This is a genomic window from Arthrobacter sp. D1-17, assembly GCF_054130535.1.
Genome location: NZ_CP096382.1, coordinates 555,439 through 578,279 on the forward strand (window position 1 = coordinate 555,439; position 22,841 = coordinate 578,279).

20 protein-coding genes are annotated in these 22,841 nt (G+C 63.2%); 5 read left to right on the forward strand and 15 right to left on the reverse strand.

Going from position 1 to position 22,841, the window contains the following annotated elements; translation table 11 throughout:
• Positions 1-3: 3 nt before the first annotated feature.
• The 9 genes from fdhD to purU form a co-directional block, all read right to left on the reverse strand.
• The gene (gene fdhD / locus M1E01_RS02555) at positions 4-876 is read right to left on the reverse strand and encodes a formate dehydrogenase accessory sulfurtransferase FdhD (protein WP_309108833.1); all 873 of its coding nucleotides are present in this window, start codon (positions 874-876) and stop codon (positions 4-6) included.
• Between the two features lie 34 nt (positions 877-910).
• On the reverse strand, positions 911-2,188 hold the full coding sequence (locus tag M1E01_RS02560) for a molybdopterin molybdotransferase MoeA (protein ID WP_457973543.1): 1,278 nt from the start codon (positions 2,186-2,188) through the stop codon (positions 911-913).
• Between the two features lie 290 nt (positions 2,189-2,478).
• On the reverse strand, positions 2,479-3,078 hold the full coding sequence (gene folE, locus M1E01_RS02565; RefSeq protein WP_309108834.1) for a GTP cyclohydrolase I FolE: 600 nt from the start codon (positions 3,076-3,078) through the stop codon (positions 2,479-2,481).
• Positions 3,071-5,410 carry an FdhF/YdeP family oxidoreductase gene (locus M1E01_RS02570; protein WP_457973544.1) on the reverse strand — a complete coding sequence of 780 codons (2,340 nt, stop codon included), beginning with the start codon at positions 5,408-5,410 and terminating at the stop codon, positions 3,071-3,073. Before M1E01_RS02570 ends, folE begins: the two co-directional genes overlap by 8 nt.
• Positions 5,411-5,531: 121 nt before the next feature.
• The gene (locus M1E01_RS02575; protein WP_457973545.1) at positions 5,532-5,804 is read right to left on the reverse strand and encodes a hypothetical protein; all 273 of its coding nucleotides are present in this window, start codon (positions 5,802-5,804) and stop codon (positions 5,532-5,534) included.
• Positions 5,801-6,679 carry a bifunctional 5,10-methylenetetrahydrofolate dehydrogenase/5,10-methenyltetrahydrofolate cyclohydrolase gene (locus M1E01_RS02580; RefSeq protein WP_457973546.1) on the reverse strand — a complete coding sequence of 293 codons (879 nt, stop codon included), beginning with the start codon at positions 6,677-6,679 and terminating at the stop codon, positions 5,801-5,803. The genes M1E01_RS02575 and M1E01_RS02580 overlap by 4 nt, the downstream gene beginning before the upstream one ends.
• Complete coding sequence (locus M1E01_RS02585; RefSeq protein WP_457973547.1) at positions 6,676-7,302, reverse strand: cyclodeaminase/cyclohydrolase family protein; 627 nt, start codon at positions 7,300-7,302, stop codon at positions 6,676-6,678. Before M1E01_RS02585 ends, M1E01_RS02580 begins: the two co-directional genes overlap by 4 nt.
• Positions 7,303-7,413: 111 nt before the next feature.
• Positions 7,414-9,906, reverse strand: coding sequence for a GcvT family protein (locus tag M1E01_RS02590; protein WP_457973548.1), 2,493 nt, complete (start codon positions 9,904-9,906; stop codon positions 7,414-7,416).
• 59 nt (positions 9,907-9,965) lie between these two features.
• A complete protein-coding gene (purU, locus tag M1E01_RS02595; RefSeq protein WP_457973549.1) occupies positions 9,966-10,880 on the reverse strand; it encodes a formyltetrahydrofolate deformylase in 915 nt (304 codons plus the stop codon).
• A gap of 121 nt (positions 10,881-11,001) precedes the next feature.
• Between purU and M1E01_RS02600 the strand changes: the two genes are divergently transcribed.
• From M1E01_RS02600 to M1E01_RS02615, 4 genes are all read left to right on the forward strand, one after another.
• Positions 11,002-11,682 (forward strand): GntR family transcriptional regulator, encoded by a 681-nt coding sequence (locus M1E01_RS02600; protein WP_457973550.1) that lies wholly within the window; start codon positions 11,002-11,004, stop codon positions 11,680-11,682.
• A gap of 278 nt (positions 11,683-11,960) precedes the next feature.
• A complete protein-coding gene (gene zwf, locus M1E01_RS02605; protein ID WP_457973551.1) occupies positions 11,961-13,529 on the forward strand; it encodes a glucose-6-phosphate dehydrogenase in 1,569 nt (522 codons plus the stop codon).
• Complete coding sequence (locus M1E01_RS02610) at positions 13,526-14,455, forward strand: glucose-6-phosphate dehydrogenase assembly protein OpcA (protein ID WP_457973552.1); 930 nt, start codon at positions 13,526-13,528, stop codon at positions 14,453-14,455. Before zwf ends, M1E01_RS02610 begins: the two co-directional genes overlap by 4 nt.
• 221 nt (positions 14,456-14,676) lie before the next feature.
• Positions 14,677-15,762 (forward strand): inositol-3-phosphate synthase, encoded by a 1,086-nt coding sequence (locus tag M1E01_RS02615; protein ID WP_457973553.1) that lies wholly within the window; start codon positions 14,677-14,679, stop codon positions 15,760-15,762.
• A gap of 540 nt (positions 15,763-16,302) precedes the next feature.
• Here M1E01_RS02615 and M1E01_RS02620 read toward each other — a convergent pair.
• The 3 genes from M1E01_RS02620 to M1E01_RS02630 all read right to left on the reverse strand — a co-directional run bounded on the left by M1E01_RS02620 (position 16,303) and on the right by M1E01_RS02630 (position 18,621).
• A complete protein-coding gene (locus M1E01_RS02620; RefSeq protein ID WP_457973554.1) occupies positions 16,303-16,689 on the reverse strand; it encodes a glycosyltransferase in 387 nt (128 codons plus the stop codon).
• A 151-nt stretch (positions 16,690-16,840) separates the two neighbouring features.
• A complete protein-coding gene (locus M1E01_RS02625) occupies positions 16,841-17,461 on the reverse strand; it encodes an MBL fold metallo-hydrolase (protein WP_457973555.1) in 621 nt (206 codons plus the stop codon).
• Positions 17,458-18,621 (reverse strand): S-(hydroxymethyl)mycothiol dehydrogenase, encoded by a 1,164-nt coding sequence (locus tag M1E01_RS02630; protein ID WP_457973556.1) that lies wholly within the window; start codon positions 18,619-18,621, stop codon positions 17,458-17,460. The genes M1E01_RS02625 and M1E01_RS02630 overlap by 4 nt, the downstream gene beginning before the upstream one ends.
• Before the next feature lie 380 nt (positions 18,622-19,001).
• Between M1E01_RS02630 and M1E01_RS02635 the strand changes: the two genes are divergently transcribed.
• The gene (locus M1E01_RS02635; RefSeq protein WP_457973557.1) at positions 19,002-19,313 is read left to right on the forward strand and encodes a DUF6457 domain-containing protein; all 312 of its coding nucleotides are present in this window, start codon (positions 19,002-19,004) and stop codon (positions 19,311-19,313) included.
• Positions 19,314-19,348: 35 nt separating this feature from the next.
• Here M1E01_RS02635 and M1E01_RS02640 read toward each other — a convergent pair whose 3' ends face one another.
• The 3 genes from M1E01_RS02640 to M1E01_RS02650 all read right to left on the reverse strand — a co-directional run bounded on the left by M1E01_RS02640 (position 19,349) and on the right by M1E01_RS02650 (position 22,820).
• Positions 19,349-19,615 (reverse strand): MoaD/ThiS family protein, encoded by a 267-nt coding sequence (locus M1E01_RS02640; protein ID WP_457973558.1) that lies wholly within the window; start codon positions 19,613-19,615, stop codon positions 19,349-19,351.
• Between the two features lie 5 nt (positions 19,616-19,620).
• Positions 19,621-20,742 carry a GTP 3',8-cyclase MoaA gene (gene moaA / locus M1E01_RS02645; RefSeq protein WP_457973559.1) on the reverse strand — a complete coding sequence of 374 codons (1,122 nt, stop codon included), beginning with the start codon at positions 20,740-20,742 and terminating at the stop codon, positions 19,621-19,623.
• Positions 20,743-20,861: 119 nt separating this feature from the next.
• Positions 20,862-22,820 carry a BCCT family transporter gene (locus M1E01_RS02650; protein ID WP_457973560.1) on the reverse strand — a complete coding sequence of 653 codons (1,959 nt, stop codon included), beginning with the start codon at positions 22,818-22,820 and terminating at the stop codon, positions 20,862-20,864.
• Between the last annotated feature and the right edge of the window lie 21 nt (positions 22,821-22,841).

A 22,841-nucleotide genomic window follows, 5' to 3' on the forward strand; every position in this document is an offset into this window, starting at 1 on the left:
CTTTCAGATGTTCACAGCGGCGACGGGTGCCACCCGTTCTTCGCCCACATACACATTGAGGCTCTTGCCCCGGCTGAAACCCACAAGGGTAACGCCGGCATCAGTGGCTAGGTCCGCCGCCAGGCTTGATGGTGCGCTGACTGCCGCCAAAACAGGGATGCCTGCCAGGGCAGCCTTCTGGACGAGTTCAAATGACGCCCGGCCCGAGACCTGGAGGACGGTTCCGCGGAGGGGCAGGAGCCCTTCGCGCAGAGCCCACCCGACCACCTTGTCCACCGCATTGTGGCGGCCCACATCTTCGCGCAGGCAAAGGAGCTCGGCCTCACCGCTGTCAGTAATTTTGAACAGCCCTGCCGCATGGACCCCCCCTGTTTTATCGAACAGCGCCTGAGCTTCGCGCAACTGTTCGGGGAGCCGTGCCAGTACGTTGACCGGCACGCGCAGCTGGTCCTCCTGGGCGCTGAATGCGAGGGTCTTGCGCACGGCTTCAATGGACGTCGTGCCACAGATGCCGCAGGAGCTGGAGGTGTAAATGTGGCGGCCGTTGTCCGGCAGCGACAGGCCGGGGCGGAACTGGGCTTCAACGACGTTGAAGGTCTGCCTGCCGTCTTCATCCTCGCCTGCGCAAAAGCGCAGCGATACGAGATCCGACTGGTCACGGATGATGCCTTCAGAGACGAGAAAACCGGCAACGAGGTCGAAGTCGTCTCCCGGCGTCCGCATGGTCACGGCAAAGGACATGGTGCCGAAACGGATCTCCAGCGGCTCCTCGGCCGCCAGCACGTCCTCCCTGATCCGCACGGGGTATTCAATCGCGGCGGCGGAGCCATCCAGAAGATACCGGTGGACCTTCCGCCGTTGGGTCATGCGTGCCATGTAGGAAACACTCCTCGCTTGGTCGTTCTGGTCCTCATGGCCATGTCCGGGTGCTTTGCGGTGCCGGGCACCACGGGAGGGCGAATGCCGGAACCGGCTCCCCCAACTGGACGCCGCGGGAGGGGACCACCAGGACACCATCGGCGAAAGCCAGGCCGCGCATCATGCCCGGTCCGGTGTAGTGGGCCGGAGTCGCCAGGCCATCGACCCAACGGAAGGGCATGAGCCGCGTGGATGCCGGGTGGGCGTCGATGACCGTGCCGCAGGGCAGGCGGCTGATGTCGGCAAGGGGCTGGTGGCCCAGTGCGGCCAGGAGCGGCCCGCCGATGGTGAACAGGGCCATTAAGGCGGCCAGCGGGTTGCCCGGGAGTCCGACGACGAAACGGCCATTTGGCAGCTTGGCCAAGGCTGCGGGGTGGCCGGGCCGCATGGCGATGCCATCAATCAGGAGCCGTCCGCCGAGCGCGGCGACGGCAGCCCGGAAATGATCCGCGCCTGAACGCCCTGTACCGCCAGTGGTAACGATCACGTCGGACCACTGACCCATGGGTGCTTCAGAAGCCCCCAGCGCTGTCAGCCATGATTCGTACGAGTCGCCGATGCGGATCAGCGGCCCCGGGACACCGCCAAGCATTTGGATGAGTGTACTGATCTGTGGCCCGAAAGCATCCCTGACCTGGCCCGGTGCGGGGACCTTGGCCGTCACGACCTCTGAACCGGTGACCAGCATTTTGACCAGTGGTTTGCCGAGCACTTCCAACTGGTCGAAGCCGGCCACCGCGGCCAGGGCGATGTGGGCAGGGTTCAAAGCCGTCCCTGCGGGGATGAGGACTTCACCGGCTGCCGCTTCCTCGCCTGACTTTCGGATGTGCTGGCCATGACGTGGTTCACCAGGTGATGCCCCCTCCGCCATCATCAGGATGTCCCGGCCGCCCGCACTGGCCGCAACGTGTCCGCTCTCGACACGGAGCACAGCCTGGGAGCCCGGGGGTATTACTCCGCCCGTGACGACCGGGCTGGCCTGTCCGCTGTCGAGGGGTTTCCCAGGTTCGGTCAGCACCCAAGGGCCGGCACCATTAACTGTCCAGCCGTCCATTGCCGACGAGGCGTAGTGGGGCAGTTCCTGAAGCGCGGTCACATCAACGGCAAGTGTTCTGCCGTTCGCCTCCACAAGTGGCACCCGCACTGGTGCGAGGGGTTCGGCGCAATCAAAAGCCAACCGGCGGGCTTCCGCCCAGCTGTGTTCCCCGTCCGCGGCCCGCCCACTGTCCTTGCCCGGTCTGTCGGCGATTGGAAGGGCTTGAGTTACCACTGGTCGTTCCCTCGTTGCTGAGATGGTTTTCTATCTGTTCGTTTCCCGAAAGCGGTGTTCCGGCGCTTACCTCCCCAGGTATTCAGGCCAACCGAAACACCGTTTACGGGAAACGAACATCGCCCTCCTTCGAACTCACCCTGAAGATTTCGGTCCCCGCACGTGCGGCGGCGGCCGGGCTTTGTGGGCGGTCCCGGCTTCTCGCAAAAAAGACCGGAGGGACAACTGATATTTAGAATATATCCTAAAGATATATCAAGGGGAAGGCCCTTGAGCGGTTCGGTGATTCGCTAGCGGCCCATGATGAGGCTGAGTGCCTCAGCGCGTGCCGCCGGCAGCCGCAGCTCTCCGCGCACTGCGGAGGTAATGGTTTTTGCCCCCGGCTTTCTGACTCCCCTCATGGACATGCAGAGGTGTTCGCATTCCACCACAACTATTGCGCCGAGGGGTCGCAGGGCCGAAACCAGCGCATCCACCACTTGGGTTGTCAGGCGTTCCTGTACTTGCGGTCTGCGCGCGAAGGCATCCACCAGCCTCGCGAGCTTGCTCAGGCCTGTGACCAGCCCGTCTGCCGAGGGGATATACCCGACGTGCGCCACACCGTGGAAGGGCACCAGGTGGTGCTCGCAGGTTGAGTAGAAGGGAATGTCCTTGACGAGGACCAACTCCTCGTGTCCGAGGTCGAAAGTCTTATCGAGTACCGTTGCGGGATCCTCGTGGAGCCCACCGTACATTTCCACCGCAGCGCGGGCAACGCGCGCTGGAGTCTCAGTCAGGCCAGGCCGGTCAGGGTCTTCGCCGACGGCGAGAAGGAACTCACGGACCGCCCGCTCCACCCGCGGACGGTCTACCCCTTTGCTGCCTACTGCTAAAGCCGCTTCCTCAAGCACGACTCCCTGCTCCCACTGGCTCCAGACGCACGACGACGGACTTGGACGTTGGGGTTCCGCTGGTGTCCGCCACCGAGTCGAGCGGCACCAGCACGTTGGTTTCAGGGTAATAGGAGGCTGCGCAACCCTTGGGCGTCGAGTAAGACACGATTCTGAAATTCTCCGCCCTGCGTTCTGTACCGCGGAACTCCGAGACCAGATCGACCATGTCCCCGTCCACGTAGCCCATCTCGGCTATGTCCGCCTCGTTGACCAGCACTACACGCCGCCCTCCGTGTATTCCGCGGTAGCGGTCGTCCTTGCCGTAGATGGTGGTGTTGTACTGGTCATGGGAACGAAGGGTTTGCAGGATCAACCGGCCGGGCGGGATCCGAAGGTACTCCAGGGCATTCGACGTAAAGTGCGCCTTGCCTGATTGGGTATCGAATTCCCTTTTGTCCCTGGGCGCGTGGGGCAGAACGAAACCGCCCGGGTTCTGGATTCTCTCCTCGAAATTCTCGAAGCCATCGATGACGGCTTCGATATGCCTCCTGATCAGGGAGTAGTCGTCCCTAAGCGAGAGCCAGTTGGTTGCCGGGGTGTTGGGGAGGGGAAGCCCGGAGTCGTCCGTGAACACCTTATGGGCAAGGTTGCAGACGATGGCTACTTCGGACATCAACTGTTCGCTTGCCGGTTTGAGGCGGCCGCGGGATGCATGGACAGCGCTCATCGAGTCCTCCACCGTCACCCTCTGGTCGCCGGACTGCTGGCTATCCCTCTCCGTGCGGCCCAGAGTCGGGAGAATCAGAGCCCGTTTTCCTGTTGCCAGGTGGGAGTGGTTCAGCTTGGTCGAGATCTGCACCGTCAGGCGGGTGTTGGCCAGGGCCTGCTCGGTAACATCCGAATCCGGAGCAGCCCGGACGAAGTTCCCGCCCATGCCCACGAAGAGGCGGACTTTGCCGTCCCGCATGGCCCGGATGGCAGCGACGGTGTCGTAGCCGTGGGCCCGAGGTGAACGGAACTGGAATTCCTGATCGAGCCTGTCGTGGAAACTCTCCGGCATCCGTTCGAAGATACCCATCGTGCGGTCGCCCTGGACGTTGGAGTGTCCCCGAACGGGGCATACCCCGGCTCCTGGCTTCCCGATGTTGCCCTGCAGCAGCAGGACATTGACGACGTCACGGAGTGTCGGCACTGAATGCTTGTGCTGTGTCAGTCCCATCGCCCAGCAGACGATGGTTGAGCCTGACGCCAAGAGACGTTCTCCAGTGGCTGCGATCTGTTCTTTAGTGAGGCCGCTGGCTTCGATGATGTCGTCCCAGCGGACCTGTTCCAACTGGGAGAGGTAGGACTCGATGCCGACCGTGTGGTTATTGATGAAACCGTGGTCAAAAACCGTGGACAGGCCGGGGCTGTTCCTGCCTGCGCGTTCTGCTTCCAGGAGGTATTTGCCCAGGCCTTGGAACAGTGCCTGGTCCCCGCCGGCCCTGATCTGCAGGAAATCATCGGTCAGCTGGGTGCCAAGCAGCGTGCCTGCGACGGTTTGCGGATTTTCGAAATGAAACAGCCCGGCCTCGGGGAGCGGGTTGATGGAAACGATGGCGGCACCGTTTTTCTTGGCCTTTTCCAGTGCGCTGAGCATGCGCGGATGATTTGTTCCCGGGTTTTGGCCGGCCACAAAAATCAGGGACGCCGTCTCCAGGTCCTTGAGGCTGACCGACCCTTTGCCGATGCCTATGGTCTCCACCAGGGCTGACCCGGAAGACTCGTGGCACATGTTCGAGCAGTCCGGGAGGTTGTTGGTGCCCACCCCGCGCACGAGCAATTGGTATACAAAGGCAGCCTCGTTGGATGTCCTGCCGGACGTGTAGAAAACACTCTGGTCAGGGTCATCCATGTCCCTGAGTTCCTGGGCAATCATTTCCAGGGCGTCGTCCCAGTCAATCTGCCGGTAGTGGGTTGCTCCCTCATCCAGGACCATCGGGTGGGTCAGCCTGCCCTGCTGCCCGAGCCAGTAGTCGTCACGCGTCTTCAAGTCGGCAACGGAGTGTTTGGCGAAGAATTCAGGTGTAACGCGGCGGCGGGTGGCCTCCTCGGCCACCGCCTTCGCACCGTTCTCACAGAACTCCGCAGCATTGCGCTTTTCGTGCTCCGGCCACGCGCAGCCCATGCAGTCAAAGCCGTCGATCTGGTTGACCGCCAAAAGAGTCTGCACGCTCCGGAGCGGGCCCATCTGCTCAAGGGATATCTTGAGCGCATTGGCGACTGCGGGAATGCCCACGGCCTTGGTTTTGGGTTTGCCGACAGTCAGCTTTGACTCATCGATGTTCTGGCGGGGGGCTTTAGAGGCCATGGGATCTTCCTTTAAATCTGTGCGGGCGGTGGGTGCCCATCAAATGGCGTGCAGGCCAGGCTGTGGTTTCTGGCGGAGGTGTCGGGTCTGGCGGACGGCCGGGTCCGAAATCGTCAGCCGTTCAACGCCCGGGATGTGGAACTTCGACCGAGATAAAGTCCCCATCCTCGCGGAAGAACATACGACGGCCCCGCCCGAGGGCCAGAACCAGCCAGATGATCCTGCCGTCCTCCGTCACGTCATCAATCCAGCCGCTGTGCGGGACCGAGTAGTTTTCCCGCACTGTAACGAAGTCCCCTGGGACGAGCGCTGTCCAGTCTGAAACGACCTTCGTGCTGGTTTTAGTGCCCTCGGAATGAGGCGCAGCAGGAGGGGCCATTACTGTCCCGGTCACGGCGTGAGTGCTGGCATTCGGGCCGCGCGGGACTGGTCGCGTGCGGCTTCGGCGGTGTGGAGAAGAAGCAGCGACGTGGTTACTGAGCCCACACCGCCGGGCACGGGTGTCAGAGCGGCAGCAACGGCCTGGACGCTGGCTTCGTCCACATCCCCAACGAGTGAACCATCGGAAAGCACATTGGTGCCGACATCGATGACCACAGAGTGGTCAGAAACGTCGGTCCCTGTGAGCAGCCCTGTGCGGCCGGCAGCAACAACCACGATATCCGCAGTCTTGGTGTACTTCGCAAGGGAGCCTGACCGCGAGTGGCAGACGGTGGTGGTGGCGTCCTTCTGCAGCAGCAGGAGAGACAGCGGCTTGCCAACCACGGCTGAGCGGCCCACCACTACCACGCTGCGGCCCGCTACCGGGATGTCGAAGTGGTCCAGGATCTCTACGACTGCACGTGCTGTAGCAGGGGCGAAGGCGCGCTGCCCGACGGCAAGAAGCCCCAGGCTCAAAGGGTTGGCGCCATCGATGTCCTTTTCCGGGGCGATGTGCCTGACCAGTTCCTGGCTTCTAACGCCGGGGGGCAGGGGGGTCTGCAAAATGATTCCATTGACGGTAGGCTCGGCGCTGAGGTCTTTCAGCACGGTAATGAGCACCTGCTCGGTAGCGTCATGGCCGAGGTCGACAATCCTGCAATCGATGCCTGCATTTTCCGACGCACGCTCGATGGAGCGCACGTACCAGTGGGTCGAACTGTCCTCGGTGGCAACTACGACGGCAAGGGTCGGGCGCAAGCCCTCTTCCGCCAGGACTTTGGCTTCGGCCTGTGCCTGCTGCTGTATGAGTTTGGCGAGCGGCTTGCCGGAGAGCAAAGATGCCGTCATCGGAGGATCCTTTCCCGTACGTGCTGTGAGAGCGAGTCAGCAGCCAGAATGACTTTTTCTTCGAGCCCGTCAGTTTGTTCGGCCAGCGCGGCACGCGCGTGGGTGTCTTTTATCGCCACCACGTTGATGTCTATGTTGACGCGCGCGGTAGTGGCAGCCGCCCTGGCCGCGTCGGCGGCCGCGGCAATGTCGCTGATGACATTGGGGTTGGCAATATCCAAAAGTTCGGCGGCGAGTTCCACCACTGCGCCCGAGAGCTTGATCAGCTGGGCGGGCGGTTGGGCAGCCTGAACTAGTGCGCTTTGAATGGCGGCCGCACGCGCCGCACGCTCAGAGTCGTCCGCGGCGGGCAGTTTGTAGGAGGTAATCACATCTTTAAAGGCGACCTCATCGGCGTCGGCCAGTCGCAACGCCTCGTCAATGAGGTGGTCAGCGGCGGAAATGATCCTGGAGGTCGTCTGTCCGTGCTGTTCATATTTCCCGCCGGTGCTGAATCTTGCCACCATGGCCACCAGGGCCGCACCCTGCGCTGCGTGCAACGCCGCGGCTGCGCCGCCGCCCGGGGTCGGGTTCCGCGAGGCAAGCCTGCCGAGGTAGTCATTTAGTGTTTCTGAACCGATCATTTGTCCATTCCTGGGCTGGTTGAGGCTGAGGCGGGAAGGGGGATGCGCGCAGCCCGCTTCCGTTGCGAGGATGAGTGCGGGCTGCGCGCCCCCAAGGGGCTCTGCGGCTGGTTAGCCGCGGAGCCTGGTCATTTTCGGGTCGTAAAGAGGATCTTCAGTAACAGTGGCCCTGATGCGTCGTCCGAAGTATTCAATCTCGACAGAATCGCCGATGGAAACGGTCGCCGGCAGGTAGGCGTAGGCGATCGGCTTGGCGACCGTGTAGCCGTAGGCCGCGCTGGTCACATAGCCGACCGTCTGCTCCTTGTAGTACACAGGTTCCTTGCCGAGGACGATGGACCGGCCGTCGTCGATGGTCAGGCACCGCAGGCGGCGGGCAGAACCTTCCTCCGTCCTGCCTTCGAGTGCGCCCTTGCCGATAAAGCTGTCCTTGGACATCTTTACCGCGAAGGCGAGACCCGCCTCAAACGGGTCATGCTCGGTGGTCATATCCGCTCCCCACGAGCGGTATCCCTTTTCCAGGCGGAGGGAACTGAAGGCCGCACGTCCGGCCGCGATGACGCCGAGCGGCTGCCCGGCCTTCCACAGCACATCCCAGAGTCGCTGGCCGTATTCGGCGCTCGTGTAAAGCTCCCAGCCCAGTTCGCCGACGTAGGACAAGCGCATGGCCGTGACAGGCACGCCACCGATGACAACTTCCTTTGCCCGGAAGTACCGGAGACCGTCGTTGGAGAAGTCGTCGTCGCTGACGCCGCCGACGAGGTCCCGGGCCAGGGGGCCCCAAAGCCCGATGCAGCACGTGCCGCCCGTGATGTCCCGAACCTGGACCCAGTCCGTGGCAGATCCGCCCCGGGTCTGGTGCCGGGCTGCCCTGGTGAAGTACGCCGTATCGATGTTGCCGTTGGCTCCGAGCTGGAAGCGGTCCTCGCTGAGGCGTGCAACAGTGATGTCACTCCGCACGCCGCCGGCGTGGTCGAGCAGCAGCGTGTAGGTGACCGCTCCCGGCTTCTTGTCCAGGTCCGCCGTGGTCAATTCCTGAAGCAGCTTCAGGGCTCCAGGACCCGATACTTCCAGCCGTTTGAGCGGGGTCATGTCGTACATGGCCACGGCCGTGCGGGTCTTCCAGGCCTCAGCGGCTGCGATCGGGGAACTGAACATCTGCGCCCAGGCGTCACGGGCCGGGGGCAGCCATTCCGTCGGCATCTCTTTGAGGAGACCAGCATTGGCTTCAAACCAATAGGGCCGTTCCCATCCGCCGGATTCCAGGAAAAAGCCTCCCAGTTCCTTCTGCCGTGCATGGAACGGGCTGACGCGGAGGTTCCGCGGGGAGAGCCGGGGCTGGAGTGGGTGGAGCACATCGTAGATTTCCACGAAGTTCTGCTGCGAGGTCTCGCTGACGTAGTCCGGCGTGAGCTGGACGTCCTCGAAGCGGGTGATGTCGCATTCGCCCAGGTCGGTTTCTGACTTTCCGGTCGTGAGCAGCTCCGCCACCGCTTTGGCCACGCCAGCGGAGTGCGTAACCCACACCGCCTCTGCCACGAAGAAGCCGTCAAGCTCCTTGGATTCACCAATGAGCGGTCCGCCGTCCGGGGTGAACGAGAAGATGCCGTTGAAACCATCTTCGATGTCGCTTTCGGCCAGTCCGGGGAGCAGCTGCTTGGATGCTTCCCACGCCGGCAGGAAGTCTTCCAGGGTGAAGTCCAGGCGGGAGGGCATGTTGTGTTCGTTGACGGCGTCCGGGGTAAAGGTCGCGAGATCGTCGAGGTCAACGGGCATTGGGCGGTGGGCATAAGAACCAATGCCGTAGCGATCGCCGTGCTCCCGGTAGTAAAGGTCCTGGTCCTGGTGGCGGAGGATGGGCAGCGTGGCGCCGTTCGGCAGTTCGTTGCGTCCCTTCAAGGCGGGCACCGGAGCGGTCTTGACATACTGGTGCGCCAGCGGCAGGAGAGGCACCGCCATCCCGATCAGGGAGCCGATCTTTGCGCCCCAGAATCCGCCGCAGGAGACTACGATATCGGCGGGAAGAACGCCCCCCGAAGTTTCTACGCCAGTAACGCGCCCGTCCGTCTGCTGTATCCCGGTAACCGTGGTGGAGCCCAGATACCTGACTCCCGCGGCCTCCGTGCGCTTGATGAGCAACTGCACTGCACGGGCAGCGCTGGCCAGGCCGTCGCTCGGCACGTGGAGACCGCCGAGAACGTCCTCATCGTTCAAAAGCGGGTAGAGCTCCTTGCATTCAGCTGGGGACAGGATCGTTCCCTCGATACCCCAGGAAGCTGCATAGCCCAACTTCCTTTTCAGGTCGGCGAGGCGCGTCTCGGTGGTTGCAACTTCCAGACCGCCTACCTGGTTGAAACAGCTGACGCCATCCTCGCTCAGCGAGAGCAGCTTTTCGACAGTGTATGTCGCGAAAGTGGTCATGGTCTTGGAGGGGTTTGTCTGGAAGACCAGGCCGGGGGCGTGGGACGTGGAACCGCCGGGCATGTTCAAGGGACCCTGATCCAGGACCGTGATGTTGTTCCACCCACGGGCCACCAGTTCGTCCGCGACATTAGTGCCGACTATTCCGGCGCCGATAATGACAATGCGTGGTGTCGATGCCATGTGTTAGTTACTCCTGCTGATTTTGATTGTGCGCTGTTGCTGCTCGTGCCTGCGTGCTCTCAACGGAAGACGACCGTGCTGGACTGGTCCAGCAGGACACGGTGCTCGCAGTGCCAACGGACTGCGCGTGCCAGCGCCAAAGCCTCTGCATCCTGTCCCACCGTGGAGAGGGCGGTCGGCCCAAAGCTATGGTCGACGCGGATGACTTCCTGCTCGATGATCGGACCTTCATCGAGGTCCGCGGTCACGTAGTGGGCGGTCGCCCCCACCAGCTTGACCCCGCGGTCATAGGCCTGGTGGTACGGACGCGCGCCCCTGAACCCCGGCAGGAACGAGTGGTGGATGTTGATCGCCCTTCCCTCGAGAGCGCGGCACAGGTCATTGGAAAGTACCTGCATGTACCGGGCGAGGACCACGAGGTCCACGTTGTACTCGTCGACCAGCTCGAGCAGCCTACGCTCGGCGTCTTCTTTGGTCTCGGGAGTCACCGGAATGTACACGAATGGAAGGCCGGCGGCCTCGGCCATGGCGCGGTGTGTTTCGTGGTTGGAAACGACGGCTACAAGTTCTCCACCCAGGCTCCCACCGCGCCACCGGAAGATCAGGTCATTCAGGCAGTGCCCGAACTTGGAGACCATCACCAGAACGCGTTCTTTGGTCTCGTCGTGAAAGCTGAACGTCATCTCGAAACGATCCGCTATGGGACGGAACTCCTCCTCCAGCCTGGCCGCTTCGAAGTGTGTCGGCCCGGAAAAAGCGGTACGCAGGTGAAGAGTCTGGCGGAGGCCGTCGTCGAACTGCTGGTGCTCCTCGATGTTGAATCCGCGCTCAAACAGGAACGTGGTGACTGCCTGAACGATGCCGGCACGTTCGACGCACGACAGTGTGAGTACGAACTTCCGGCTGGCTGGTTTTCCGGAGGCTTCCGCCTGTGGAGCGGGGCGTGTCTCTTGGAAAGTCTGCACCAGGGTCATGTGCCCTCCTCTAGATATATATCTAATCGCCTTATTGATATATTAGGACTGGCGCCCAGCGTATACTGGTCAAAGGCACAGGGTCAATAGTGAAATATTGGCCGATAAGAGAGGCGGTACGGTGGCGTTTGAAGCACTGGCGGTGACCGAGGACGTTGGCTCGAAATCCTTGGCCGACGTGGCCTACGAACGGATACGTGACAGCCTGCTGACCTTGGAAATCAAGCCGGGTGAGCCGCTGTATGACGAAGGGCTTGCAAAGGAACTTGGCGTGGGACGGACTCCTGTTAGGGAGGCCCTGAAGCGGCTTGAACTGGACCGGCTCGTCGTGACCTACCCCCGCCGCGGCACCTTTGCAACACGCGTGGAGGTCACGGACCTCGCCTTCATCTCGGAGATTCGAGCGCAGCTGGAACCGCTGGCGGCTTCCCGTGCTGCAAGGGTCGCCACCGCGGCGGCCCGGGAGCGTCTGCGGCTTATTGTGAATGCAGTGGAGTCCTTCGACGTGGACAACGCATCCATCGTGGAGACCCTGCAGCTGGACGCCCGCGTCCACCAGGGAATTTATGCCGCGGCGGGGAATCCGCACCTGGAGGACGTGCTGATCCGCTACGACAACCTGGCCACGCGCATCTGGTGCATGGTCCTGGATCGCCTGCCGGACCTTTCCCGGCACGTGCATGAGCACGTCGACCTGCTTCAAGCCGTGATCGATAAGGACGAGTCCCGTGCAGCAGAGCTGGCACGCGCTCACGTCAATGGCTTTGAGCAGGCCGTCCGTACAGCACTGTTCGCTGCGTAGCAGAGGCACGTGGGCTGGCCCACCTTTGCCCCTGGACCTCCCATCCTTAAGGGCGGGTGGGGCCGCCCGATCCGGTGGTTAAACCCGCCCTGGGCAGGTGGCAGTCTTAGGGGCAAGGAATTCTGCGGCTCACTGCCCTTGCCCTGAGTGGAATGGCATCTGCCACTGTCCAAGTGCCTTGCGTGCCTCGTGATGGCTTGGCCGCTCAAACCCAGATCGTTTCGTCGCTTGCCGTGAAGGCGGCTTCCGGCGCTGAAAGCTAAGGCACTGAGTTAACCATGCCAGATACTTTGAAGAGGCTTGTGTCCCGGGGCGGGAATCCGTTGCGGGATCCGCGGGATCGTCGTTTGAACCGTATTGCCGGTCCGTCCTCGCTTGTGCTGTTCGGGGTCACGGGTGATCTTGCCCGGAAGAAGCTGATGCCGGCGGTGTATGACCTTGCCAACCGGGGGTTGTTGCCGCCGAGTTTCGCGCTGGTCGGTTTCGGGCGGCGGGGCTGGGATGACGAGGAGTTCGCCGCGGAGGTCAAGGACGCGGTCATCTCGTATTCGCGGACGCCTTTTGATGAGGCGGTGTGGAACCAGCTTTCGGAGGGTATCCGTTTTGTGCAGGGCGAGTTCGACGATGACGCCGCGTTTGAGCGGTTGGGTGAGACGATCAAGGAACTGGACGAGAACCGGGGCACGCGGGGGAATCACGCGTTCTATTTGTCGATCCCGCCGAAGGCGTTTGAGCAGGTGTGCCGGCAGCTCTCGAAGCACGGGTTGGCGCAGGCTGAGGGTGAGACGTGGCGGCGGGTGGTGATCGAGAAGCCGTTCGGGCATGACCTGGAATCGGCGCGGGCGCTGAATGACATTGTGGAGTCGGTGTTCCCGCCGGATGCGGTGTTTAGGATCGATCATTACCTGGGCAAGGAGACGGTGCAGAACATCCTGGCGCTGCGGTTCGCGAACCAGCTGTTTGAGCCGTTGTGGAACGCGAACTACGTGGACCATGTCCAGATCACGATGGCCGAGGACATCGGCACCGGCGGCCGGGCGGGGTATTACGACGGGGTCGGCGCGGCGCGGGACGTGATCCAGAACCACCTTTTGCAGCTGCTGGCGTTGACGGCGATGGAGGAACCGATCTCCTTTAACGCCGATGATTTGCGGGCGGAGAAGGAAAAGGTCCTGGCCGCGGTGCGGTTGCCGGAGGATCTGTCCACGCACTCGGCGCGGGGGCAGTTCGCCGGCGGCTGGCAGGGCGGGGAGCAGGTGCTGGGGTACCTGGAGGAAGAGGGCATCCCGGCGGACTCGACGACTGAGACGTTTGCGGCGATCCGGGTGGACATCAACACCCGGCGCTGGTCCGGGGTGCCGTTCTACCTGCGTGCGGGCAAGCGGCTGGGTCGGCGGGTGACGGAGATCGCGGTGGTGTTCAAACGCGCCCCGAACCTGCTCTTCGGCGCTCACGGGGGCGTTGGCCACGGGGATGATGATTTCGGGCAGAACGCGGTGGTGATCCGGGTCCAGCCCGATGAGGGCGCGACGATCCGGTTCGGGTCCAAGGTCCCGGGCACCCAGATGGAAGTGCGGGACGTGACGATGGACTTCGGTTACGGGCATTCCTTTACCGAGTCTTCCCCGGAGGCGTATGAGCGGCTGATCCTGGACGTGCTGCTGGGCGAGCCGCCGTTGTTCCCGCGGCACGAGGAGGTGGAGCTGTCCTGGAAGATCCTGGACCCCTTCGAAGAGTACTGGGCGGCCCTGAACGAACAGCCCGAACCCTACGCCCCCGGCAGTTGGGGCCCGGCCAGCGCTGATGAGCTGCTCGCCCGTGACGGACGCACCTGGAGAAGGCCATGATTGTAGATTTGCCGAACACCACCACCTCCAAGGTTTCCAAGAAGATCATGGCCCTGCGCGAGCAGGGCGGGGTGATCGCGCTGGGCCGGGTCCTGACCCTGGTGGTGGTCACCAAGTCCGGCCTGGAGGAGGAAGCGATCGAGGCCGCGAACGACGCCAGCCGGGAACACCCCTGCCGGATCATCGTGCTCGCCGACGCCGGCTCGGCCGCCCCGAACCGGCTCGACGCGCAGATCCGGGTCGGCGGGGACGCCGGCGCCTCGGAGGTCATCGTGCTGCGCGGCTACGGCGAACTCGCCGAGGAAAGCGAGTCCCTGGTCGCGGCGCTGCTGCTGCCGGACGCACCGATCGTGGCCTGGTGGCCGCACGGGGCACCGAAAAACGCCTCCGAAACCTCCATCGGCCGCATCGCCCACCGCCGGATCACCGACTCGGCGAACGAAGCCGAACCCCAGGTCGCTTTGGAGAACATCCGCAACACCTACAAAGCCGGCGACACCGACCTCGCCTGGACCCGCCTGACCAACTGGCGCATCCAGCTCGCGGCCGTCCTGGACCAGGTCGATCCCTCCCCGGTCACGGCCGTCACCGTCGAAGGAGCCTCGGACTCACCCTCCACCATCCTCCTCGCAGCCTGGCTCACCCTGTCCCTGGACGCCCCCGTCACCATCGTCGCGGACCCCGCCGGCACCGGCATCCGCAGGGTCCGCCTCACCCGCGCCAGCGGAGACGTCCAGCTCTTCCGCCCCGGACTCTCCGTCGCCGAACTCACCCAACCCGGCCAACCCGCCCAACGCATCTCCCTCCCACGCCGCAGCCTCCGCGACTGCCTCGCCGAGGAACTCCGCCGCCTCGACCCCGACGTCGTCTTCGGCCTGACGCTTGAGAGCCTGAGCGCCGCACCCTTCACCTGCCCACTTGAGTAGGTGAAACCACCCGATCATGGCTTGGTGCCCAACCATCGCAGGGGGGAAGATAGAAGTCAGCACCTTTGTAGGAGGTCACGTCAGTTCCCTGTGAAGATTCGGGAAGCCTCCTCCAGCGCCGCACTGACCGCCGGAATCGGCCACAGCGTCGGCTTGTTGCTGCAGTCGTCAGTTCCTGGTCATTCAGGCCGTGACGGCGAGTATCTTTCCTAAGGAGTTCCGTGTCTTCAAATCCGATTCGTGTCGCTATCGTCGGTGTGGGTAACTGCGCCGCTTCGCTGGTCCAGGGTGTCCATTATTACCGCGATGCCGACCCTCAGGCCACGATTCCGGGTCTGATGCATGTGGAGTTCGGCAAGTACCACGTCAATGATGTGCAGTTTGTTGCCGCGTTTGATGTGGACGGCAAGAAGGTCGGCGTTGACCTGGCCGATGCGATCCTGGCCAGCGAAAACAACACCATCAAGCTCACCGATGTGCCGCCCACGGGTGTGATGGTGCAGCGCGGGCCTACCCTGGACGGGCTGGGCCGGTATTACCTGGAGACGATCGAGCAGTCCGGCAAGGATCCGGTGGATGTGGTGCAGGCTTTGAAGGATGCCCGGGCGGATGTGATGGTGTGCTACCTGCCGGTCGGGTCCCAGGAGGCGGCGGAGTTTTATGCCCAGTGCGCTCTGGATGCCGGTGTGGCGTTCGTGAACGCGCTGCCGGTGTTCATTGCGGGTACGAAGGAATGGGCCGATAAGTTCACTGCGGCCGGTGTGCCGATCGTGGGTGATGACATCAAGAGCCAGATCGGTGCCACGATCACGCACCGGGTGATGGCGAAGCTGTTTGAGGACCGCGGGGTGACGCTGGACCGCACGTACCAGCTGAACGTGGGCGGGAACATGGACTTTAAGAACATGCTCGAGCGTGACCGGCTGGAGTCCAAGAAGATTTCCAAGACCCAGGCGGTGACCTCCAACGTCGAGGCGGAGCTGGCGGCGAAGGATGTCCACATCGGCCCGTCGGATTATGTGCAGTGGCTCGATGACCGCAAGTGGGCCTTCGTGCGCCTGGAGGGCCGGAACTTCGGTGACGCGCCGGTGTCGCTGGAGTACAAGCTGGAAGTCTGGGACTCGCCGAACTCGGCCGGGGTGATCATCGACGCGATCCGTGCGGCGAAGATCGGCCTGGACCGCGGCATCGGCGGCCCGCTGCTTTCGGCCTCGAGCTATTTCATGAAGTCACCGCCGGAGCAGTTCAACGATGACCTCGCCCGCGAGAAGGTCGAAGCCTTCATCCGCGGCGACCTCGAACGCTGACCGCCCCACTCACCACCGACGCTCTCTCACTTCCTGCAGGTTCCAACCCGACCCTCTCTCACTTTTCGCAGGGTTTTACCGGACGCTCCCTCACCTTTTTGGTGGGGGAACGTCCTTATTTAAAGGATCAGGCGGAAGGGGTCTGTTGGATTAAGGGGGGCGCGGAAAGCGGCAGAGGCCGGCGCAGCATTAGAGGGCCAGGAGCTCCGAACGGGCGGAGTGTTGTTGGGTGGCGGTGCGGTAGCCTCGGGCTGTAATGGCGGCAGTGCGCCGCCAGTCTGAGCTCTCTGCCTGGACGGCGGCGGCGCGGCCAATTGCCCGCCGCCTTGTGGGATCGTCATGCAGGACTTCCAGGGCGTCTGTGGCGCGTGCCGCACGAGAGCGGCCGCGGAATGCGGGCGTGAAGGTGGAAAGGTCAGCGCCCGGGGAACGACGTCGATGCGGTCAAGGTCGGCGCCGCGGCTCGGGTTTCTCGCCGGGTTGCAGTACGAGGTTTTTGGCTTTGGCCATGGTGTGCATGGTGTGCACCAGCGGCACACTCTACTGTCGGGACAGCTCCAATCCGGCGACACCGGAGATCCAGTAGTGGGAGTGGATGAGGTCGTAATGCCGGAATGACTGTCGCTGCCGGGTCCTGTCGATTTCGGCGACCATGCTGGGCAGCAGCTCGGGCAGTTCCTCTTTGGCAACGGTCCGCCCCGGCCCGGCCACGATATTGTGCAGGCGGACGCCGGTATCAGGGTGTTCGACGGCGGGCCGGTTGGCGTGCACCGAACGGGTGAAGATGCCCACTTCGACGCCGCTTGCGGCCAGGGCAGAGGCCAGGCTGCGGATGTAGACGTTCATGCCGACGGCATCACCCGAGCCTGGCTGCTCCAGTGGTGACGTGTGCAGCGACAGGAAAGCCACACGTCTGATCAGAGCCATGGCCCTCCTTTATGTTCTCGCCGGAAGCCTGGAAGGTCCGGTCGTGCATGGACAGGAACGGCCCCCGCCGGAGAGGACGGGGGCCATTCACAGCTTCACCTTGCAAAGGCGAGCTTGTTCAGGTTGCTGTCGGCTGGCTGCCTGTCCAGCGTCAGTGGTTCAGCTGTGCCAGGGTTTCGCGTTCGGCGGCGATGGTGGTGTTCTCGCCGTGGCCGGTGCGGACCACTGTTTCGGGTGGGAGGGTCAGGAGGCGTTCGCGGATGGAGGTCAGGATGGTGGGGTAGTCGCTGTAGGACCTCCCGGTCGCGCCGGGGCCGCCGTTGAAGAGGGTGTCCCCGCTGAAGACCGTGCCCTCGCTTTGCAGGTAGAAACAGGTGGAACCGGGTGAGTGGCCGGGGGTGTGGATGGCTTCCAGCCTGGCGCCGGCGATCTCGAATACGTCCCCGTCGGCAATTCCGGCGTCGGGTTTGGTGTCAGGGTAGACCTGCTCCCAGAGGACCAGGTCTTCGGGGTTCAGGTGGATCGGGGCGCCCACGGCGCGCGCGACGTCGCGGGCGGCGCCGATGTGGTCGTTGTGCGCGTGGGTGAGCAGGATCGCCTTCACCGTCCGGCCCTTGACCTGGTTGATGATTGCGGTCGCGTCGTGGGGGGAATCGATGATCACGCATTCGGTGTCGTTGCCGATGATCCAGACGTTGTTATCCACCTCCCAGGTCCCGCCGTCCAGGGAAAACGTGCCCGAGGTGACCAGGTTCTCGATCGTGAGACTCATACCGACACCGCCGTCTGGTTTCCGGCCGCTGCACTGGCTGGTGCACCGGCTGTTGTGGAGGCGCCGGGTGCGGGTTCGATTTCGACGACGGAGCGCAGGACTTTGCCTTCGTGCATTTTGTCGAAGGCTTCCTCGATTTGGTCGATGGTGATGCGTTCGGTCACGAACGCGTCCAGGTCCAGGTTGCCCTGCTTGTAGTGGGAGACGAGCATGGGGAAGTCCCGGGAGGGCAGGCAGTCCCCGTACCAGGAGGACTTCAGCGACCCGCCCCGGCCAAAGACATCCAAAAGCGGCAGTTCCAGGACCATCTCCGGGGTCGGGACCCCGACCAGGACCACGCGGCCGGCGAGGTCGCGGGCGTAGAAGGCCTGCTTGTAGGTTTCGGGCCGGCCGACGGCCTCGATCACAACGTCGGCACCGTTGCCGCCGGTGAGGTCCCGGATCGCCTCGACCGGATCGACTTCGCGGGAGTTCACCCCGTGCGTGGCGCCCAGGGTCTTGGCCATTTCGATCTTGTTCTCATCGATGTCCACCGCGATGATCGTGGTCGCCCCGGCCAGCTTCGCGCCGGCGATCGCGGCGATGCCCACCCCGCCGCAGCCGATCACGGCCACGGACTCCCCGCGCTTGACCTCGCCGGTGTTGATCGCCGCGCCGATCCCGGCCATCACACCGCAGCCCAGCAAACCGACCGCGGCCGGGTCGGCGTCCTCATCGACCTTGGTGCACTGCCCCGCGGCGACCAGGGTCTTTTCCGCGAACGCGCCGATCCCCAGCGCCGGGGACAGCACGGTGCCATCCTCCAGCGTCATCTTCTGGGTGGCGTTGGCGGTGTTGAAGCAGTACTGCGCCTGGCCCTTCGCGCACGCCCGGCACTGCCCGCACACCGCACGCCAGTTCAAAATCACCCGGTCACCCGGGGCGACCTCGGTCACCCCGGGCCCGACAGCGGAGACCACACCGGTGGCCTCATGGCCCAGCAGATACGGGAACTCATCCCCGATGCCGCCCTGCTTGTAATGCAGATCCGTGTGGCACACCCCGCACGTAAGGATATCCACCAAAGCCTCACCCGGGCCCGGATCCGGCACCAGAATCGTCTCCACCGACACCGGAGCATCCTTCTCCATGGCAACCACTGCCTTGACTTTATGAACCATAACTTCGCGTTCCTTTCACTCTGACTGCCAGAGTGGCCATGCCTTCCGGGTTTTCACCCAAGCAGGCTGTCTGTTTTTGCAACCGGGGATGGTTGCCGGGCGCCCCTCGGGCATCAGCTTTCGGGCCGTGGGGCTAGTTGTGCGGGGCAGGCCTCACATGGAGCATCTCCACAAGGAAGAGAACCTGATATGACTCTGGTATCTAACTGATATATGACCGATGGTAGTTGTGTTGCTGCAAGAGTGTCAACGAGTAGCCACCTTTCCGTCGCTGGAAAAGCCACGTAGAGAATGTGAACTTTTCCATGACTTGCTCGAGGAAGCCTTGTAGTCTCAAGCCACCAGCACGAAACGGAAAAGGACCCGAGCTAGGAGACGTCATGGCTGTCAACAATGAAGCGGAAATACTGGCCCAATGGAGCGAGCAGCTGGCAAAGGCGCTTCAGATCCCGGACTTGAGGGTGGACCAGGAGCTACTCCTTGAACTGGCCAGGAGATCCGCTGATTCGGTGATTCACGCGTCTGCGCCGGTGACGGCTTTCATGGTGGGGTACGCGGCGGGTCAGGAAGCCGGCAAAGGAAACGCGGGTTTGCCGGTGACGCCCAGTGCAGCGACTACCAGGGCCGCGGACATTGCATTCTCGCTGTGCGAGAGCAGGGCAGGCGGCCGAGGTGCCGATCCGACGCCGTAAGACGGAATCCCTGAGAAAGCCGTCAGTGCTCAGGCTCATCCGCCGGCGAAGGGCGGCAGCACGTCGATGACATCCTCCCTCCCAAGGGACACGGCAACGTCCCGTACAGCAACCTCGTTGCGGAGAAAACTGCTCCGGGCGATGATCCCTGCCAGCGGGGGCGTTCCCGCCGGAGGCTCCGGACGGTCAACTGCGAGCACGGCCGTCAGTAGTTCACTGAGTGTCACGCCGTCTGTCAGCTCATGATGTTCCTCTTCTACGCCGGCGGCGGAACATGCAGCGGCAAAGTATCGTACTAACAAGGTTTTCAGCCTCCGATAGTGCTCATGCTGCGGTCCGGCTGTATGAAGTCTGCGGAATCCAGGCCGGAGTGATCCATCCCGTGTGCCCGCGGCTTGATCCACATGGCGTCCTGCCAGAGTCGTGTCAGTTCTTCATCGTCTGCCCCTGAGCGCAGCGGGCCCAGAATGTCGAATTCCTCACGGGAGAACAGGCAGCTCATGAGCTTGCCTTCCGCGGTGATGCGCGTCCGTCTGCAGTCACCGCAGAACGGCTCGGTGACGGAAGCGATGATTCCCACGGTACCCAGGACAGCTCCGGAGGATTCGCCTGCAGCGGCGTTTCGCTTCCTGACCTGGAACCGCTCGGCCGGCGCTCCTGCCCGCTCCCTACGGTCCGGCGTGAGAATGAAATCCTCGGAGAGCAGCTCACGAATTTCGGCGGCAGTGATCATGTCACGCCGCGTCCAGCCGTGATCCGCATCCAGCGGCATCTGTTCAATAAAACGAAGCTCGTAGCCGTGTTTGAGGGCCCAGGCGAGAAGCCCCGACGCTTCGGCGTCGTTAATGCCCCGCATCAGAACGGCATTGATTTTGACCGGACCCAACCCTGCTGTCCTTGCCGCTTCAACTCCGGCCAGCACCTTGTTAAGGAATGGGCGCCGGGTGAGTAACTCGAACGTCTCTCCGTGCAGGGAGTCGAGTGAAACATTGATGCGCGTAAGCCCGGCGTCCTTCAGTGCCTGGGCTTTCTTGTCCAGCCCGACGCCGTTCGTTGTCATGGATATAGGGAGGTCGGGGTGCTGCCTCCGGAGGGCGCGGACGATATTCACCAGGTCGGGGCGGACCAGGGGCTCGCCGCCTGTAAGCCGGAGTTCCCGGATGGCCAGTTTGGTGACACTGATACCGACTACCCGCACGATCTCGTCTGCTGTCATGAGTGCTTGTTTGGGCAGCCATTCCAGGCCCTGTGCGGGCATGCAGTATGTGCACCGCAGGTTGCATTTGTCGGTGAGGGACAGGCGGAGATCCGTTGCCTGGCGCCCGAACCGATCCAGCAGGCCGGCGGGAACTCTGGAAGGACGGGTGGGAGGCACGGGCAGGCCCCCGCTACTGCCGGGAAGCCGGGGAATTCCCAGCTGAATAGTCATAATTTTCTGCACCTGTTTCTTCACCTCAGTGAAGAGCCTTTCGGGTTGGGCGGTTATGGATCGACTACTGCCGTGCCGCGGGCGTGAAGAAAGTGGCCACGGCGCGGACAGTTGCTGGTTTAGACGTGCTTGTCTCCACCAGGGTGTGGAGAGCCGTCGGCGCGTCGTCCATCACCTTCGTTGGTGGTCACGAGGTCGAACTGAATGCCGCCGTGCTGGTCGACGCCGGTACGGATAGCCCGTTCCATGACTGTTGTGGCGAGCCTGCGCCGCAGGGAAAGCGGGTCGCGGCGGAGGTCGCGGGTTATAGCGAAGCAGAGCAGGAGCATGACCAGCACGAACGGCAGGGCGGCGACGATGGTGATCCGTTGCAAGCCGGACAAGGCTTCCGAAGGTTCATTGCCGCCGGCCAGGAGCATGACGGCGGCGACAGCTCCGGTCAGCGTGCCCCAGAAGATGATCACTCCGCGGCGGGGTTCCTCGGCGCCGTTGGAGCTGAGTGACCCCATCACAATGGAGGCCGCATCTGCGCCTGTGACGAAGAAGATGGCGACCAGGACCATCGCCAGGACGATGACTGCGGCGGCGGCCCAGACGGGCATGCCCAGGTTCTTGACCATGTCGAAGAGGGCGCCGTCAAAGTTGACGGACGGGGCCCCGTCGACCATGGTGACCAGACCGGGAGTGTTGGCCTTGTCGGCTTCCTGCTGCACGTGGAAGGCGGCACCTCCAAAGATGCAGAACCAGATGACACTGACAACACTCGGCACGAGCAGTACGCCGGTGACGAACTGCCGGATGGTGCGGCCGCGGCTGATCCGTGCAATGAAAAGTCCCACGAACGGCGTCCAGGAGATCCACCAGGCCCAGTAGAAGATGGTCCAGCCGGACATCCAGCCGCGCAGAGCCTCATCGCCGACTGCCTCGGTTCGTGACGCCATTTCCGTTAGGTCCCGGGCATAATTGCCGACGGCGGCGGGGAGCAGGTTCAGGATGAAGAGGGTGGGGCCGGCGACGAAGACGATGAGGGCCAGGATGAGGGCCAGCACCATGTTGATGTTGGAGAGCCACTGGATGCCGCGGCTGATGCCCGACACAGCGGAGGCCACGAAGCAGGAAGTCAGTATGGCGACGATCACCACGAGGAATGGCGTGCCGATTTCTCCTACCCAGCCGTTGGAGGTCATGCCGCTGCCGATTTGGAGGGTGCCCAAGCCCAGGGATGCGGCGGTGCCGAAGAGCGTGGCGAAGATGGCCAGGATGTTGATGAACTTCCCCACCGGCCCTTCAACTATTTTGACGCCGAACAGTGAGGTGAAGGCGGCGGAGATCAACTGTCTGCGGCCCAGCCGGTAGGTGCTGTAGGCCATGGCGATGCCCACCACGGCGTACATTGCCCAGGGGTGCAGGGTCCAGTGGAAGATCGAGGTGGCCATGGCGGTCTGGATAGCTTCGGGGGTGCGTCCGTCCACGGTTCCGGGCGGGGGCGAGACGTAGTGGTAAAGAGGCTCTGCCACACCGTAGAACATGAGCCCGATGCCCATGCCGGCTGCGAACATCATGGCCACCCAGGACACGGTGCGGAACTCGGGCTTTTCGCCGTCCTTCCCCAGCGGAATGGTGCCGAACTTGCCCAGGGCAAGCCACAGGACGAAAACGACGAAGAGCGAGGCCAGTCCCATGAACAGCCAGCCGGTGTACTGCATGACCCAGTCGAGGGCGTTTTGAGACGTTGTTGCCAGGCTGTCCCTACCGGCAAAACCCCAAATGACGAAGGCGAGGGCCAGGACACCGGTAATGCCGAAGGTTGCTTTATCTAGGGGGAGAGAGCGGCGCCTACCGAGGCTGGCCGCCTGCTCAGCCTCGGTCTCCCGCAGCTCCTGGAGGATCTGTTCGGTTTCTTCCGTATCCGGCAGGTTGAGTGCTGTGGATCCCGGGTTGAGGGTCGCCTCTTCCGGGTCTTCCACAGTAGTCAGGGTCAACGCTTCGCTGGTCTCTTTGGTGCTGGGGGCCGTGTTTGTGTTGTCTGCCCGATTTTCGTCGCCGGGCAGTTGCTCCGGTGTTGTGTTTATAGCCATGAGCGGATCCTTTGCTCGGCG

Coding starts and splice junctions, on each gene's coding strand:
- fdhD (WP_309108833.1), bottom strand. CDS start 876: ATGGCACGCATGACCCAACGGCGGAAGGTCCACCGGTATCTTCTGGAT.
- M1E01_RS02570 (WP_457973544.1), bottom strand. CDS start 5,410: ATGGCCTCTAAAGCCCCCCGCCAGAACATCGATGAGTCAAAGCTGACT.
- M1E01_RS02580 (WP_457973546.1), bottom strand. CDS start 6,679: ATGACGGCATCTTTGCTCTCCGGCAAGCCGCTCGCCAAACTCATACAG.
- M1E01_RS02585 (WP_457973547.1), bottom strand. CDS start 7,302: ATGATCGGTTCAGAAACACTAAATGACTACCTCGGCAGGCTTGCCTCG.
- M1E01_RS02590 (WP_457973548.1), bottom strand. CDS start 9,906: ATGGCATCGACACCACGCATTGTCATTATCGGCGCCGGAATAGTCGGC.
- purU (WP_457973549.1), bottom strand. CDS start 10,880: ATGACCCTGGTGCAGACTTTCCAAGAGACACGCCCCGCTCCACAGGCG.
- zwf (WP_457973551.1), top strand. CDS start 11,961: ATGCCAGATACTTTGAAGAGGCTTGTGTCCCGGGGCGGGAATCCGTTG.
- M1E01_RS02610 (WP_457973552.1), top strand. CDS start 13,526: ATGATTGTAGATTTGCCGAACACCACCACCTCCAAGGTTTCCAAGAAG.
- M1E01_RS02620 (WP_457973554.1), bottom strand. CDS start 16,689: ATGGCTCTGATCAGACGTGTGGCTTTCCTGTCGCTGCACACGTCACCA.
- M1E01_RS02625 (WP_457973555.1), bottom strand. CDS start 17,461: ATGAGTCTCACGATCGAGAACCTGGTCACCTCGGGCACGTTTTCCCTG.
- M1E01_RS02630 (WP_457973556.1), bottom strand. CDS start 18,621: ATGGTTCATAAAGTCAAGGCAGTGGTTGCCATGGAGAAGGATGCTCCG.
- M1E01_RS02635 (WP_457973557.1), top strand. CDS start 19,002: ATGGCTGTCAACAATGAAGCGGAAATACTGGCCCAATGGAGCGAGCAG.
- moaA (WP_457973559.1), bottom strand. CDS start 20,742: ATGACTATTCAGCTGGGAATTCCCCGGCTTCCCGGCAGTAGCGGGGGC.
- M1E01_RS02650 (WP_457973560.1), bottom strand. CDS start 22,820: ATGGCTATAAACACAACACCGGAGCAACTGCCCGGCGACGAAAATCGG.